General features: G+C 61.3%; 7 protein-coding genes and 4 pseudogenes. 7 read left to right on the forward strand and 4 right to left on the reverse strand.

Going from position 1 to position 16,986, the window contains the following annotated elements; translation table 11 throughout:
- The 3 genes and pseudogenes from rlxS to EOA32_RS18565 all read left to right on the forward strand — a co-directional run.
- A partial coding sequence (gene rlxS / locus EOA32_RS18555) for a relaxase/mobilization nuclease RlxS (RefSeq protein ID WP_128372514.1) occupies positions 1–1,821 on the forward strand: 1,821 nt, incomplete at its 5' end.
- 355 nt (positions 1,822–2,176) lie between these two features.
- Positions 2,177–3,164: pseudogene (locus tag EOA32_RS18560) on the forward strand (ATP-binding protein).
- Between the two features lie 17 nt (positions 3,165–3,181).
- Positions 3,182–5,650, forward strand: a pseudogene (locus EOA32_RS18565) (S8 family peptidase).
- Between the two features lie 232 nt (positions 5,651–5,882).
- On the opposite strand, the gene EOA32_RS18570 reads toward EOA32_RS18565, so the two are convergent.
- The 4 genes from EOA32_RS18570 to EOA32_RS18585 all read right to left on the reverse strand — a co-directional run bounded on the left by EOA32_RS18570 (position 5,883) and on the right by EOA32_RS18585 (position 8,807).
- The gene (locus tag EOA32_RS18570; protein ID WP_126057776.1) at positions 5,883–7,412 is read right to left on the reverse strand and encodes an E2 ligase fold family C protein; all 1,530 of its coding nucleotides are present in this window, start codon (positions 7,410–7,412) and stop codon (positions 5,883–5,885) included.
- Positions 7,413–7,415: 3 nt separating this feature from the next.
- A complete protein-coding gene (locus tag EOA32_RS18575; protein WP_245454736.1) occupies positions 7,416–7,802 on the reverse strand; it encodes a Mov34/MPN/PAD-1 family protein in 387 nt (128 codons plus the stop codon).
- A 98-nt stretch (positions 7,803–7,900) separates the two neighbouring features.
- Positions 7,901–8,518 carry a putative metal-binding protein gene (locus tag EOA32_RS18580; protein ID WP_126057778.1) on the reverse strand — a complete coding sequence of 206 codons (618 nt, stop codon included), beginning with the start codon at positions 8,516–8,518 and terminating at the stop codon, positions 7,901–7,903.
- Positions 8,511–8,807: a DUF2604 domain-containing protein gene (locus EOA32_RS18585; RefSeq protein ID WP_126057779.1), complete on the reverse strand. Its 297-nt coding sequence runs from the start codon at positions 8,805–8,807 to the stop codon at positions 8,511–8,513. The genes EOA32_RS18580 and EOA32_RS18585 overlap by 8 nt, the downstream gene beginning before the upstream one ends.
- Before the next feature lie 311 nt (positions 8,808–9,118).
- Here EOA32_RS18585 and EOA32_RS39285 point away from each other — a divergent pair.
- The 4 genes and pseudogenes from EOA32_RS39285 to EOA32_RS18600 all read left to right on the forward strand — a co-directional run.
- Positions 9,119–9,358, forward strand: a pseudogene (locus tag EOA32_RS39285) (hypothetical protein); the annotation flags it as partial.
- Positions 9,347–10,270, forward strand: a pseudogene (gene fni, locus EOA32_RS18590) (type 2 isopentenyl-diphosphate Delta-isomerase); the annotation flags it as partial. The pseudogenes EOA32_RS39285 and fni, both read left to right, overlap by 12 nt.
- A gap of 515 nt (positions 10,271–10,785) precedes the next feature.
- Positions 10,786–13,092 (forward strand): S9 family peptidase, encoded by a 2,307-nt coding sequence (locus EOA32_RS18595; protein ID WP_126080685.1) that lies wholly within the window; start codon positions 10,786–10,788, stop codon positions 13,090–13,092.
- A gap of 833 nt (positions 13,093–13,925) precedes the next feature.
- The coding region (locus EOA32_RS18600; protein WP_245499319.1) for a Ulp1 family isopeptidase at positions 13,926–16,986 on the forward strand (3,061 nt) is incomplete at its 3' end.

Consider the following 16,986-nt stretch of genomic DNA (forward strand, 5'->3'; position numbering starts at 1 on the left):
GGGCGCGGCGGGGCGGCCGCCGCACTGCTGAAATCGCGCGACCGGTATGCCGCCTTCCGCCAGCGCCGGGTGATCGTCAAGGCGCGGGTCGTCAAGCTCGCCGGCAAGGGCGCGGACGGGGCGCGTGCCCATCTACGCTATCTTCAGCGCGACGGGGTCACCCGCGAAGGTGAACCTGGCGAGCTCTACGGCGCCGACAGCGGCCGCGTCGACGGCAAGGCGTTCATCGATCGCGCGGACGGCGACCGCCATCAGTTCCGCTTCATCGTCGCTGCCGAAGACGGCATCGAGTACGACGACCTCAAGGCGCTGACGCGGCGGCTCATGGCGCAGATGCAGGAAGACCTCGGCACGAAGCTCGACTGGGTCGCGGTCGATCATTTCAACACCGGCCACCCGCACAGCCACATCATCGTCCGTGGCAGGGACGACCGTGGCGAGAACCTGGTCATCGCGCGCGAATATATCTCATCTGGCATCCGCGAGCGGGCGGCCGAGCTGGTCAGCCTCGATCTCGGTCCGCGAACCGACCGCGAGATTGAGCTTCGCCTGCGCCGGGAAATGGAGCAGGAACGCTTCACCAGCATCGACCGTCGGCTGCTCAGCATGCGTGATGATGACGGCCTGGTCTCGCCGGGCGGTCCCGACGCCATTCGCCAGACGCTGCACCAGGGACGGCTGCGCAAGCTCGAGCGGATGGGTCTGGCCGCGGAGGTCGGCGCTGGCTCCTGGCGCCTCGACGATGAGCTCGAAGCCACGCTGCGCCGCACCGGCGAACGCGGCGACATCATCAAGACCATGCACCGCGAACTGACCGGCAAGGGGCTTGCCCGCAGGGCCGCCGACTGGGTGATCCACGATCGATCCGGCGAGCCCGTCCAGTCTCTCGTCGGTCGCGTTGTCGCGCGTGGACTGGCCGACGAGATCAATGACCGCCATTACATGATCGTCGACGCCGTCGACGGTAAGAGCCATTGGATCAACATCGGTAGAGGCGAGGCGATGGAAACGATGCCTAATGGCTGCATCGTGCGTGTCGCGCCAAGGAACACCGAGCCGAGGCAGGTCGATCGTACCATCGCCGAAATCGCCGCCGCGCATGGCGGCCGTTACGACGTCGATATGCACCTGAAGCATGACCCATCCGCCACCGAGAGCTTTGCGCGAACGCATGTGCGGCGGCTGGAGGCGATCCGCCGCGCGACCGGCGGCGTCGAGCGAGAGCCGAACGGCACCTGGCTCATCGCGCCGGACCATCTCGATCGCGTCGCGAATTATGAGGGCCAGCGGGCCAGGGCCGAGCCTGTCGTTGCCGACAAGCTCTCCTCAATGGCGCTGGAGCGACAGGTCAGCTTCAACGGCGCCACCTGGCTCGACCGGGAGCTGGTTGCCGATAGACCCGAGCCTTTGCACGGATCCGGCTTCGGCCGCGACGTGAGAGAGGCGCAAGCTCGCCGGCGGCAGTGGCTGATCGCGCAAGGCCTCGCGCATAAAGAACAGGATGGGATCGTCTATCGAGCCAACATGCTTTCGATCCTGCGCCAGCGAGAACTGAACCGTGTTGCTGGCCAACTGTCGGAGGAACTTGGCCTGCCCTATGCCGAAGCGCGATCCGGAGGACGAGTAGAGGGTACGCTCCGCCGCTCCGTCGAGCTTGCCAGCGGAAAATATGCCGTCGTTGAAAAGTCGCGCGAGTTCACGCTGGTGCCATGGCGGCCGGTGCTTGAGCGCCATGTGGGCAAGGAGGTCTCCGGTGTCGTAAGTGGGGAGGGGATTTCATGGACCGTCGGCCGGCAAAGGAGCGGACCTGGTGTTTCGTGAGATGGTGTACAGCTTTTTAGCCAGCGGCGCGGGCAGCCATGCGAGCCCGCGTAGACCTTATGGCCGCACGCCCGCAATCGGTCGCATGGACCTGCCAGGCGGGGCGGCTTTGGAGCGTTCGGACCCGACACGCTGCGTGAGTGGCCAGACTTCGAGCGCTCGAAGATGCGGACTGTTGTCTGCTGGCCGGCGTTATTCCGGCTGGCCTATGACCGCGGCGCAACAGTTCACCGCTGAAGTTGCCACGGGCGAACATCGACAAGAGAAAAAACACCATTGCGCGATACAAATCGCCGTTGAAAGCGTTTAGGTTGCATGCGCTTCGCCAAGTAAACGGATACCCCAGAAGAGAGCCATGACCACGGCCCGCCATATCGTGACGCTGCTTAAAAGCCACATTGCCGGCGACGAGGATCGTTTCCTCTCTATCGCGATGCAGCTTGCTGCGCATGAGGCACGTCAAGGCCATGGTAAGCTTGCTCAGGAGCTCAAGGATCTGGTCGACGCAGCCAAGAGCAGGGACGCCCGGATTGTCAAGAGCAGTCGGCCGGTTCCCCTTTTTCAGCCAAAGGGCGAGCTCGCAGGGCTCCTGCATGTGCGCTATCCGGACCTGCGACTGACCGACATGATTTTGCCGGACAGTCTGCGCTCGCGCCTGCACCGCGTGCTGGGAGAGCAGCGCCAACAAGCAAGCTTGCGCGAGCACGGGCTTGTTCCCCGTCGCAAACTGCTTCTGGTCGGCCCGCCAGGATCAGGCAAGACGATGACCGCATCGGCATTGGCCGGGGAGCTTCATCTGCCCCTTTTCACGATCGTCCTCGATGGTTTGATCACCAAGTTCATGGGAGAGACTGCCGGAAAGCTGCGGCTTGTTTTTGATGCAATGCAGGCGACGCGGGGCGTCTACTTCTTTGACGAATTCGATGCCATCGGCGCGCGTCGAGGCGAACGCCAGGATGTTGGCGAGATTCGGCGCGTGCTGAATTCGTTTCTGCAGTTTCTCGAGCAAGACGACAGCCACAGCCTGATTATTGCGGCAACAAATCATCCCGAGCTGCTCGACAGAGCTTTGTTCCGCCGTTTCGACGATGTCATCGAATACGCCGTGCCCGATCGGCCGATTATAGAGGCGCTGCTTCGGGCTCGACTCGACCGCTTCGACACCAGAGGGCTTGCCTGGAACGAGGCGATCTCTCAGGCAGAGAGACTGTCGCAGGCCGAGATCACGCGCGCGGCCGACGACGCTGCAAAAACCATCATATTGCGGGGGGGGGAAGCGGATCACCTCGGAAGCGCTCATCGACGCTCTGAAGGAACGCCGGCAGGCGTCGCTGTTTGAGTAGCGACAGCACAGATCATAATGGCAGACGATTTTCCGCGCGACCGCGCCCATATCCACCTTCGCAACAACGGCATTCGGGAAGCCTATCGGCGGCCCAACCAACTTATACATGCACCGCCGCTGCCGGCGCGTGATCGGGCGTCGCATGCTGCGGCCTTGACGCAATCCATCGAACAAGCGGTCGAAAGTGCACGCCAGCAGATTGCGGCGCGTGACCCCCAGCTGTCGGTCGGCACGCCTGGCTTTTACCTCGCGATCGATCTGCCCATGTCCGGACGGGCGGCCCTCGACCAGTTGGCCGATCGTCGCCAGCACATGGAGCTGGTCGCCGTCCATGAGCCAACTCAACCCGGTGCTCCCATCACAGCGTCGGTGTTCCTGCCGCAAAGCGCGCAAGCCTATTATTTGCGGAAAGTCGAGGCGTATCGAGACGTTGATACTGACCGCGGCAGACCGCGCAACGAGCCGCTCGTCTCCCGCATGGAGACAGTCAGGCTGGCGACTGCACGATCGTTGTTTACCGACCACGACGACCTCTTCCCCCAGGCCGCTGACGAGCAGGTGTGGTGGGAAGTCTGGCTGCGCGACGGTCGCCGCGAGAACTTCGAGCACATTGCCGAAGCCCTGAACATCACTTTGCGCACGCATGCGGTTAGGTTTCCGGAGCGGGTGGTCATGCTGGCCCTCGCCAGCACGGCAATGCTCGACCGCATGATTGCGCACAGCGATGTCGTCGCCGAGCTGCGGCGCGCGAAGGATACGCCGTCCTTCTTCCTGGGCCTTGGCGGCGCGGAGCAAAGGGACTGGAGCGACGAGCTTCTCGGGCGCGTCAGACCGCCTCAATCCGATATTGCGGTCTGCATTCTCGACAGCGGCGTGCGTCGCACCCACCCGTTGATCGAACCCGCACTTGCCGTTTAAGACTGGCACACCGTCAAACCGGCATGGGGCAGCGACGACACACCTGCGTGGAGCGGCCACGGGACGCGAATGGCAGGTGTCGGCCTGTACGGTGATCTGGTCCCGCTCCTGGTCGGAGGCGATCCAGTTCCATTGCCCTTTCGGCTGGAGAGTGTTCGTATCCTTCCGCCAGAAGACGAGGCAAACGATCCAGAACTCTATGGCGCGATCACCGCGGAAGCGATCGCCCGCGCCGAGGTGCAGGCGCCGGAGCGCCGCCGCGCGATCGCAATGGCTGTGACAAGCGCCAGTCCGGCGCGTGGAAGGCCCACATCGTGGTCTGCCGCTATCGACCAACTCTGTTTCGAAGAGGAACAGCGACGCTTGATCGTTCTCTCTGCCGGCAACATCGGCGATGACCTCATGCCGGCCGAGCATTTGACGCGCAACGATCTGGAAGCAGTCGATGATCCTTCTCAGGCCTGGAATGCGCTGACGGTCGGCGCTTTCACAGAAAAGGTCGATATCATTGACACCGACTTTTCGGGCTACGCTCCGATCGCGCCGGTCGGCGAGCTCTCGCCGCGCAGTCGCACTTCGGTCGTTTGGGACAGGCAGTGGCCGGTGAAGCCCGAGGTCGTCTTCGAAGGCGGCAATCTCGCCCATGACGGTGTGTTGCCCGGCGAGCCGATCGACGATCTGCAGATATTGACCACTTTCTGTCGACCCGAACTGCGCCACTTCACCACCCTCGGAGATACGAGCGCGGCAACGGCCCATGCCGCACGGATGGCGGGACTAATTCTATCAGCGCGCCCCGAGCTGTGGCCTGAATCGGTTCGCGCCCTGATCGTCCACTCGGCCGAATGGACTCCGGCGATGCGCGCACGCATCGATGCGTGCAACGGAGCGAAGGGCGAGATCCAGGCGCTCGTGCGGCGCTATGGTTACGGCGTGCCAGATCTTGGGCGCGCGCTTCTGTCAACGGTGAACGACCTCACGCTTATCGTTGAAGATGAGCTTCAGCCTTTCCAGCGCGAGGGCGGCGCGGCTGCCAAAACGCGTGACATGAAGCTGCATCGCCTGCCTTGGCCGAAGGAGCAGCTCGCGGCGCTCGGCGCTGCCCAGGTCGAGCTCCGCGTCACGCTGTCCTATTTCATCGAACCCAACCCCGGTGAACGCGGATGGACCCGCCGGCATCGTTACGCGTCCCATGGTCTTCGGTTCAGAGTAAAGTCAGCGACCGAGACAGTCGACGAATTCCGAGCCCGCATCAATCAGGCCGCTCGGGACGAGGAGGAAGGGGCGCCTGCTGGAGGCGGAGAAGAGTGGCTGCTCGGCACCTTCCGCGATCGCGGCTCGTTGCACGCCGATTTCTGGTCGGGCAGCGCCGCCGATCTCGCCGAGCGTGACGCGATCGGCGTGTTCCCGGTCGGGGGCTGGTGGAAGGAGAAGCCTTACCTGGAACGCGTCGACGCTCTGGCTCGGTACGCCCTGATTGTGACGATTCGGGCGCCTGGGGTCGATGTTGACATCTTCACACCCGTCGAAGCAGCCCTGACTGTCGAGACGTCGGTCGAGACCTGATGCAGCACTGTCCAAACCGGCCAACAACGGAGGTTTGACCAGCCTCTGGTGCCATGGCGGCTGGTGCTGGATCATCACGTCGGCACGGGATCATGCGCGGAGGACGATAGGCCGGCAAAGGAGCGGGCCAAGCGTGTCATAATGGCGCCCATGGTCACGCCCACAAGCCGCGCCCCCTGCGTCTACGGAGAGGTGCGCGTCTGCTTAGGCGGCCGAGACATCGCTTACCTGATCAACGCGCTCCGTATTTGCGCCTGTAAGCGGCAATGAAATCGTCGTCGCTACAGATGCAGCGGCCGCTGGAGTCCTTGGCCTTCGGATCGTGCAAGTGAGAGCCAAGGGGGCGCAGAAGATTCACCCGAGTGCTCGTCGTCGGGCTCATGGGAAACCCCGCACTATGCTTGACCAAATCCGCGGCAAGCATAATCCCGGCAAGCACCGACTGAAAGGCCATCGGAACCACAGTTCGAACGCGGCGACTTCCTTCGCTAAGCTGGAACACCAGACCGCCGCAGATAGCCTGCTGATAAAAGGAGCGCAGGGGCTGGCCGACAAACGGGGCTAGCGGTTCAAACGGCACAGCCATCGCTGTAGCCACGCGAACTACAAAGTCGTTGGGAACTCCGGCATTTGTCTGCAGGAGCGTTTTCACCTGCTCGTGTGCTTCCGGTATTCCGAGTTCCTCGGCAATCAGCTGGTGCTCGTCCTTGGATTTTCCGGATGGCAGGTACATGCAACAAAGGCAAGCCTGGCCGTCATCGAAACCATGCCGGGAGATACCGAGATCGTGCTCCTGCATCCAAGCGTTTGCGATCCATCGCGGCAGTGCACCTTGGACAGCCAGACGGTCGGCGGCGGTGTCAAGCGCCACACCCACTTGGTCTAAGACCCAATTGCCCCGGCGCGCAACATATTCTGCCCACGTCAGAGGGTGCGCCTCGACCTCAAGGCCAGTCGATCTAAGGGCGGTGGCTGCAAGAACCGCCTTGGACATACCAATCTCCGCCTGGCCGGCCAATGCGTAGCGCTGCAGGTTTGAGAGTTCGATCGCTTCGTGATCGATTACATGCAGACGACCCTTGAGATCGGGTTGTCTCGCTAGCGCCCAAAGCGAGCCATGGCCTATCGCACCGAGCCCAACGAGGTGGGTTTCGCCAAGGTCGACTGGGAAGTCGATCGGGCCAGCCTCCCCGGCTTTGGTCTTGTCGTAGCTGCATAGCGAGAGGTCGATGGTTTCGTCCAACTCGGCGCCGGTCAACTGGGCGGCGAAGATAGTTCGAAAGACGTTGGCGGCGCCGAAGCAACTGGCGGCGCCAGCTCCAAAAGGCAGCAGACTTGGGCCAGAGCCCACCGGGTCCGTACGCGACAGCTTTGCCGCCCAACCGTCCGATCCCACGAAAAAGATCGGGCACCGGAGTGATGGGCGCGTTACCCCTGCAACGACGCAGACGGTGGCAGACTTGCCGGAACGCCGGATGCCGACTTTTGGATTGATCGACTTTGCCAAGCGCTCCAGCGCTTGGGCTTGAGAGCTCGCCGCGCTGTCCAGCGGGAGTATCGCCAGAACCGGGTAGAGCCTAGCGAGCAATCTCACCGCAAGATCTAGTGTCGCCTGGCCTTCGGCGCAGGAAGCGGCCTGATGGTCGAAGGCGACTGCCACGACCTGCTTTTCAAGAGCTGCTTTGAAGTCTCCCAGATGAAAATCGGCCAGGACCTGAGATGCCGCCGTGGCGGCACGATCGATGAAGTTAGCGAATGCCATTGTTCAACTCGATATCATGATCATTCGCGACAGTGCCGCGGGAGGGAGCGCATTCCATTTGGCCTTTTCGTCAAGCCGATAGGCGGCGACCCGAGCAAAATCGAAAGGCTCGCGGGCGAAATTCGGCACTACCAGCGACAGACACCCAACCGTGGTAGCAACCGCATAAGCGTCGTCCGTCGTCGAATGGTAGGCGCGGCCCGGATGGCTGTGAATCTGGGCCAAGAGTTTCAGGCCGCTTTTGTAGAGCCAGACATTGAGCCGGTGCAGTTCTTCGGCCGCAACGATCACGCAAACGCCATCGTTTGTCCGAATGTGACGCTGCGCCGGGATAACCGTCTCTGTTACGGCAAAGTGCCGGTCTTGCTGAACGCCGACCCAGAGCGCCATCCCCTCATTGCCTTCGCGACCAACTGAGCGCAGATGCCCATGCGTGGTCGAGATGCAGCCGCGCGGGAGAGTCACGATCGTTACATCTCTCAAACCAGTCATTCTTGTATCGCCTGAGGGGATACCACCATTCCTACGATTGCCGGTGGGAGTTGAATCTGCAACTGCTCTATAGGAATGATTCCGTACTTGATGATCTTGTCCAGGATGAAGGCCAAACAGCCTTCGCCAGAACCCCGATGAAGTAGCCATGGATCACCTGAATGGGCTGGATTGTCGTGGTATTCCCGGACGCCCGCCATGCACAGGAATGGTTCGTCCTCGGGACTGTTGGCCTGGATGAAGTCCGTCAGCGGCACGGCGTTCTGCTGGATGAGAGCTCCTATCATCTCCGGCGGCGTTCCGGGCAGCGGCGGACGTCTAAGCATTTTCAGGTATAGATCTTTCCGGGCAATCGGATGACGCGTAAACGGATCGACGAAGACCACGGACGGTGGTCTTAAGTCGTAGTCGGTGAAGTCGACCTCGCTCGCTGCGCTGATCACCCGTGGTTTTAACTTGAGGCTTGCGAAAATGAAGAAAGCGCGCGGAAAGGTCGCCTCGATCAAGAAGCAGCCCTGAGCCCGATAGACATCAGCATATGGCCGGAACCGGCCGATCTCCCGATCAAACTTCGCTCGGGAGACCTCCGGATCCACACTTTGGGGTTTAGGCACCTGCGACGCCCGCCTTCAGGCTGAGGAACAGGGTCACAGTATTCGGGAAACCGAAATCGCCAAGCTTCTTGTCGACGTCGAGCAAGTTGCCGGCCTCATCCTTCAATTCCCAATTCTCGGCTGGTTGGGCGACATTCTGCGTGTTCTCAAGGGCTTTGGTACGAATGACGTGAAGCGGCTGGTTGGGATTGGCTTCGACCTGCGTGGGCTGGCCGTTCACCACCATCGTGATCTCGATCTTGCCCGGCCCGCCGCCGTGATTATCGCCCTTACCCGAATCCTTCGACATTGTCCTACTCCTGTGGCTTGCCAACCGTCCCACGCCCTGGCGCCCACCTGCGAGTGAGACCGGCGGTCTTCAATCGTTCACCCGGCGCCACGGCCGCGAGTACGCGAAAGACAGGGGATAAGCTACCGAATCGGTGCTTGCCTTCTTTTATGGGTGACTTGAGCCGCAAGTAAATGGTCTCAAATTGCTCCTCACAACTATAATCGATTATAGCAATGCGAAAATATTGGCGACACGCCTATTCATCTGCTCTCTCACTCGCCTGCTCCGTGCTTGGCAAGGGGAGCTTTGACTGCGTCACGCGTCCCCCAATCCTGCAACGCATTCACCCGAGCCTGCGCGACACCAGCGCCCGCACCGGCCGTGATCCGCAGAACGAAACGCTGATCGTGGCGTTCTATCGCGAACTGGCGCTGCTGTTCTGGCTAGACGATTGCAACGACGTTGGCCTGATCGCGCCGGAGCAGCTCGCCGCCGTGGAGCAGGCGCTGGGGCACGGCGTACCGTGCGTTCTCTCCGGATTCGAGGGCTGCGCTCAGCTGCGCGCTTCGCTGGTGCTGGATCGGCGAACGGCGCCGGCCACGGTGGCCGCTGGCTGGGAGTACATCCATTTCGAACACTGCGCACTGCCCGAGTTGGACCTGACGCAGATCGACCTGCGCGCCTCGCTGCTGGGCAAGGCTATGCGCGCGCCGCTGCTGATCAGCTCTATGGCCGGCGGCATGCCACGGGCCGAGGCCATCAACCGGCATTTGAGCGAGGCAGCGCAAGCCTTGCGGATCGCCATGTGCGGTTCGCAGCGTGTGAGCCTGCAATCCCGTAACTCCCAGGGGCTAACGCGCGCGCTGCGCCGCCTGGCGCCAGACATTCCCTTGCTGGCCAATATCGGCGCCGCGCAACTGCGGGAGGCCGACGGCCTGGACCTGGCGCGTCGCGCGGTGGACGCGCTGGAGGCCGATGGGCTCATCGTCCATCTCAATCCGCTGCAGGAAGCGGTACAGCCGGGAGGGCGACCGCGACTGGCGCGGCGTCCTGGCGCTGATCGCTGGCGCCGCGCGCATCGTGGGCGTGCCGATCGTGGCCAAGGAAGTGGGGGCGGCCTGTCCGCCTCGGTGGCCTGTGCGCTCGTCGAGGCGGGCGTGGCGGTAATCGATGTCGCCGGCGCCGGCGGCACCAGTTGGGCCGCAGTGGAGGGCGAGCGCGCCCGCAATGCCGCCGACCGTGCAGTGGCGATGTCATTCGCCAATTGGGGGATTCCCACCCTGACCAGCGTGCAGGCGGTGCGTCGGGCGCTGCCAACGGTGAAGCTGATCGCGTCGGGCGGGATCCGCGATGGCGTCGACGTGGCCAAGGCCATCCGCCTGGGCGCGGACATCGCCGGGCAGGCGGCCAGCGTGCTGGGCGCGGCGACAGTGTCCACCGAGGCCGTTGTCGCGCATTTCGAGATCGTCATCCGCCAGTTGTTGGGTCACCATCAAACCAATTTGACGCCCCGGGACAATATCGTCCGGCATTGTCCGGTGTGCGACGATGTTGGGGATGCGACATAGGCGGATTGCCGTGTATTAAACCGCTTTTCCTTTGGCACGCATATTGCGCCCTATCGGTAAACCTCGTCATGGGCCGGCGGCAATCGCTCGGAGATTGTCGAAATAGCACAATCTGCCGGGGTGACATCCGGCCCGACTAGAGCAGGACCTTTCAGATGATGCAGAAAAGCAAGCGGCCATACTCGCGGGGAAATAGTCGCGTCAGGGCTGCATGGACGCTCTTTCCTGGTTGTTTCGGCGACGGACGCCAACTCTTCAATCGGCACCCGAACCAGTGCCTGGATGTCCAAGGAGCGCCCCTGTTGCGCGTGCCTGGCTGCACCCGCGTGCTGGCTCTCCTCCAAGGCGACGCTCGGCGCTGCTGCAGACCGGCGACGAGAACCCAACTTCAAAATTAGCATTCCGAAAACCGAAAGAAGTGAACAGGTATGTCCAGGATCGGCGCTTTGACGCGCGCGGCATGGCGATCGGCAACTCAGACGCTGGCCAAGGGTTCGAAAAGTTTACACCCGACGCTAGCGCCGGCCGATTTCAAGCGCGCACTTACGATCAACGATCGATATGGCGGGCTCACTGTCAATGTCCCCAAAATGCCTTTCTGGCTGACCGGGGGTGAAGCCTTCGTCTACCGCCGGACTAGCCACGGCGAGCAGCAGTTCATGCAGGTCGATGCTGCCACGGGTTTCAAGCGGCCCGCTTTCGATCAGGCGCGTCTGGCGGCAGCGCTAAACAAGGTGAGCCATGAGAGCTATCAAGCCGGCAATCTTCCGTTCGACCGTTTCGAACTGAGTGAGGATGGTCGCAGGCTCGACTTCCAGATTGAAGACACCCGGTGGAGCTGCGACCTTGCAAGCTATGACTGTACCAGCACCACATTCGATGCAAGGAAAGGGGACCGTAGGGAGCTCAGCCACCGCTACACGCCGCCAGCGGAGAACAACCCCGACAAGAGCAACGCGTCGCCCGACGGCAAATGGATCGCCTATATCAAGAACTGCAACGTTTTCCTGCGCAGCGAGGACGGATTGCAGGATGTTCCTCTGAGCCGGGACGGAGCCGAAGGCAATTGCTACGTCTTTTCGACGCTGAGCTGGTCGCCGGACTCGCGCCACCTCGCCGCTTACCTTGTTCGCCCCGGCTATAGGCGAGAGGTCCGCTACCTCAATTCATCGACGGACCAGTTGGAGCGGGAATATTCAACAATATTCTATCCCAGGCCGGGCGATGTCCTTCCGCTGCCCCAACCAGTCCTGTTCGACATTGCCGGCCGGCGCCAGATCGTGATTGACGGTGCCCTCTTCTCGAACGTCTTCGAACTTTCCCCTCTCCGGTGGTGGGCGGACAGCCGCGGCTTCACTTTCGAATATAACCAGCGCGGGCATCAGCTCTATCGCTTGGTCGAGGTAGACGCCGCCTCGGGCCGCGGGCGCTCCCTGATCGATGAGACCAGCGAGACATTCGTGGATTATTTGCCGCTGGGGCATGGCCAGGAGGATGCCGGAAAAATCTTCCGTTACGATGTCGATGACGGGAAGGAGATCATCTGGGCATCAGAGCGCGACGGGTATGAGCATTTGTATCTTTTCAACGGCCGGACAGGCGCGCTCGAAAACCAGATCACCCGAGGTGAGTGGGTCGTCCGGAGGGTCAACCATGTCGATCCGGTGAAGCGTCAGATCTGGTTCGAGGCGAGCGGGATGAACTCGCAGGAGGACCCCTATTGGGTCCATGCTTACCGCATCGGCTTTGACGGCAAGGGACTGACTGCACTGACGCCCGAACCGGCCAACCACCATATCGAGTTCTCGCCTGACAGGCGCTATTATGTCGATCTCTGGTCACGCATCGATCTGCCCCCGCGCATGGCACTCTACCGCGCCAGCGACAATGCCAAGCTCCAGCAGATCGAGACGGCCGACATTTCCGAGCTCGTCGCCGCAGGCTGGCAGCCGCCGCTCAGTTTCCATTCCAAGGGGCGCGACGGCAAAACTGACATCTGGGGTGTGCTCCACCTGCCAGCCAACTTCGACCCGACGAAGAAATACCCGGTTGTGGAGAATATCTATGCTGGACCCCACGGCTCCTTCGTCCCAAAATCCTTCTCGCGGTGGACAGAGCCGCTCACGCAGCTGGGCTTCGTCGTTGCTCAGATCGACGGCATGGGCACCAACAACCGCTCCCGCGCCTTCCATGATGTTGCTTGGAAGAATCTGAAGGACGCAGGATTTCCCGATCGCATTCTGTGGCACAAGGCGGCGGCCGCGCAATATCCATGGTACGACATATCCAACGTCGGCATTTTTGGCGCATCCGCCGGCGGCCAGAGTGCAGTCAGCGCGCTGCTCTTTCACCCCGATTTCTACAAGGTCGCCGTCGCCAAAAACGGCTGCTTCGACAACAGGATAGACAAGACCTGGTGGAATGAACTGTGGATGGGGTGGCCGGTCGGCATTGAATATTCGCAATCCTCCGCCGTTGACAATGCTCACAGGCTGCAGGGCAAGCTGATGATCGCGGTCGGCGAAATGGATGATAATGTCGATCCGTTTTGCTCGTTCCAGCTTGCCGATCGACTCATCAAGGCAGGAAAAGATTTTGACATTGTCTACGTTCCTGGTGCCAATCACCATACTCTAGGCACCTACACCGAGCGCAAACTCCTAGACTTCTTCGTTCGCAACATTCTCGGTCAGACCCCGCCCGACTGGAACAGCAAACCGATCGAGCTGGAGTAGCTTGTGGCTCTTGCAATTGTTAGCTCGCCTTATCGGCTGTAATCAGGGCGAGGCGCGAGCAAATCTGCACCGAAGGACGATCGTGGAGTCTAGGACTTGCGCTGCGTATTGAGGATAGGCTCGCCGCGACGTTGGTCTGAGCAAACTGCTTGATAGGCACGCCTGCAGACCGCGTGTGTGCGATTGCAAGATCCCCTATCAGCCTGGTGTGAAGCGTTCAGGGGAAAAGCCGCACCCAACGCCGCTTCCGCTCGCCGTAACGCTACGGCGGTGCGGCCCACCCGATCCGCTCGACGAGCATAGGAACACATAGGTCCCCGAACGGACGATTACCTTGGCAATAGAAGACCCTCGTCGGTCATCGCCGCTGTGGGTGGCAGCCCGTCGGTCTGGAGCTGCCACGATTCTCATCCTCGCGTCACATATGAGCTGAAGCTTTCCGGATCGGGTATCCAATCGGCATCCAGTTGCTCGGCGATATGGTTGAATTCTACCTCAGGACAAGAGTGAGTAGAGCAGCCCCGCTACGAAAATCCTATCCTGGTTCGTTTGACGCATCGACTATTCAGATTGATTGGCGTGATACCCGGCGCGGCCGCAACACGCTAGGCCGTCAACCGCTGAGCAGAAAACCAGCCTTCGCCTTCCGCGGCGGCGGACCTCGTCAGCCTTTCGAAAGCTTGCCTGAGTAGGTTGCTCATGTGATCTGTGGAAGTGAGGCTAGCGTGCACCCGTACAAACTGGACATTCATCGTAGCAGCTTGGCTGCAGGTGCAGCACGCCGTACCGCACGAGCAAGCGGACAAGCCGGCCAAGCCGGTTTTGAGCAGCACTTGGGCGAATTGCAGGCGGCGGATGAGTTGATGAGTGCACCAGGCGAGGATGTCCTCGTCAATGGCTCGCATGGCAAAGGTGAGTTGAGACCAACGAAGAGGCAGAGGATCCAAAGCAATCTGCAGCATGCTGTCACTGAGCGGCAACCAGGTCAGGTTGGTGACTCAGGCGCTCGCGCGATGATGCAACTCCCTGCCCATCAGGTGGGTACATCGGAACGGGAGGCGCAGCTCGCGATGCAGGGGGATGAGCACGAATACACCCCAGCGCCGCATCTCGATGGGTCGATGCCCTCGACAGTGCAGCCGGATCGTCCAATTGTGGCCCCCGACGGTGCCGACAAGCGTCCTGTTTATTCCAACGATGCCACCGCCATCGAAGGGCTGAAGTCTGCACTCCTTGCGGGTAAAGCCAGGCCGGACACGGTCACTCGCAGCGCAAATTCTCTTTTCGGCTTTAGTCGTTGGCTCTTTCAAAACAAAAAGCCAGGGTTTGCTGCTCGGCTTTACCATCCGTCGCTGAGCCAGGATCTCGAGGAGTACGAGAGTAGGGGTGGTTCCTCCACAGTGGCTGGCGCACTGCGTCAACTGATGAAGCCGATAGGCGGAGCCGCCCCGATTGTGGGTCGCGCTGTCCTGAACCCCCATCCTGACGACGCCGCGCTCACTAGACATTTCAGATCCGCGAGCGGCTACGCAACTGCTCTTAACCATTTCAGTCATTACCTACGTCAAAATGACAAGCTCGGGATTGCGGGCCGGATTTACGATGAATCGCTGGATAAAGATGTTGAGAGCTACAAGGCCGCCTCCTCTACTCGTGGAGCTCCGATCGAATCTGCACTGGTTTATATCCGCAAGCACCCGCCGCGCGTTATACTCGGGAGTCATCTGGAAAACGCGGTCAGCATGGAGGCTCGTCCCCGTGGCGACGCTGCTCAGCATACCGCACCACAGCAGGGATTCGATTGGCCAGAGGAGCTCCTGCCGGTAGGTTATAAGGAGGGCACCGATCTACCATTGTCTCTCGCCCCAACCGCGCACCAACACCAAGCACCCGACTTTGGAGAGGCCGTCCCTCACTTGAACTGGCGCCACGGCGACCAGGGCGCCCCGGAGGGGCTGGTAGCTGCACGGGACAGGAGCAGCCCGCTGCCAAGCGAGGCGGTGCCACATAAATCTGGACGGGGACTCGCTACGCAGCCCAGATTGTGGGCGGAGAAATCCGCCTCGCCAGAGCTCTTTCGACGGCGGGCGGAGCAGGCTCTGCCGGCGTCCGCCAGAGGTGTGGAGACATCCTCCGCGGTTGATGAAGCCGCCGCTCGCCAAGCTTTGGCTTGGTTGCAGCAGGAGATGGAGGGGATCGAACCGATGCAGGATCCTCATAAGGTGGCTACACCGGAATCTGAGGCGCAGCTCGTCAGGCAGAGGGATGAACACGAATCCACCCCAGCACCGCATCCCGGAGGTGGTGGTTCGATGTCCTCGACAGTGCAGCCGGATCGTCCAATTGTAGTCCCCAACGGTTCCGACAAGCGTCCTGTCTATTCCAACGATGCGACCGCTATCGAAGGGCTGAGGGCAGCATTCCACGCGGGTAAGGCCAGCGCGAACACGGTCACTTTCAATGTAAATTCTCTTTTCGGCTTTAGTCGGTGGCTCCTTCAAAACAACAAGCCAGGGTTTGCTGCTCGGCTTTACCATTCGTCGCTGGATCAGGATCTCAAGGAGTACGAGAGTACGGGTGGTTCCTCCACCGTGGCTGGCGCACTGCGTTACCTCAAGAAGTCGACAAGCGGAGCCCCGATTATGGGTCGCCCTCTCGTGATCCCCTATCCTGACGATGCCGAGCTCATTAGAGATTACAGAGCCGCTTCGACCAAGGAGTACCTGGCAGCGCCTGCGACCGGACGGAATCCAGATACCGTGGGCGGCTATACAAATTTTCTTAGACATTTTAGCCAGTATCTGCGTCAAAATAACAAGCCTGGGATTGCCGCTCGGATTCACGACAAATCGCTGGATAAAGATGTTGAGAGCTTCAAGGCTGTCTCCTATGGTAATAGACTAAGTATCGGTTCTGCATTGGCTCACCTCCGGGATATCCTGCCGCGCATTGTGCTCGGGCGCGAAACTGTCCTTGCTGCTCATCCGGCAGACGCAGTCACCAGGCGCGTTGGGGCCGCTGCTGAAGCTGGGCCAGCGGCACCGGCAAGAGCTCCCCAACCCGCCTCGCCAGCAACCGCTAAGCTGCCAGGCACCTACCGCGGCCTTCCACTGGTTGATGTGACCACACTGACGACCAGTTCCTCTGGGGCTCAGATCGGGGCGCTCGATCCGACAGCCCCGTCCAACGTTGCAACGGGGCGGGTGCTCGGCGCCGCCGAATGGCTGAGCGACGCCCATGTCCAGAGAGATTACAATTTGCTGGAGCGGCAACTGCAGGGGATCAATCCGGCGCTCGCTGCCCGGACTCGGCTGGTGGATCCTTCCGTATCCCATCTACTGCGACACACGTCGCCGCAAGACGCTCGAGGCATATTGCAGTCCATCTATAATCAAAACAACGCCACAGCCGACTTCCTGTTCTTGCCAGTGAATAATGGCACGGCTACTAGCCCCGGCACCCATTGGTCGCTGCTGCTCGTTGATCGCCGCGACCCCGAAAGGCGGTTCGCCTATCACTACGACTCCCTCCAGCGAGAGGGATATAACGACGTGCCTGCAAAACAGCTCGCAGGACTGCTGAATGCTACCTTGGCGCCAGCCCCCATGGCCAGACAGACGAACCATTATGATTGCGGCGTATTTGTCCTGGAGGGCACGTGGGCGCTGGTTGAACGATTGGTGAAAGGGCAGCGGCCAGACCACGAGCCGCTGCCCCTCGACAACCTCGTTGCCGATCGGCAGGCGCTGCAAGACCGGCTAAGGAGGCGCTTGCCGCACGAGGAAGAGCCGCGGCAGCTGCTGGAGGATGAACCCGCCTCCCCACCGATGATGGCATTCGAGCCAGGGGAACTGCGGCAACTGTTGGAAGACGAGCCTGACTCCCCACCAATGA

The organism is Mesorhizobium sp. M1A.F.Ca.ET.072.01.1.1, assembly GCF_004023325.1.
Classification (GTDB): domain Bacteria; phylum Pseudomonadota; class Alphaproteobacteria; order Rhizobiales; family Rhizobiaceae; genus Mesorhizobium.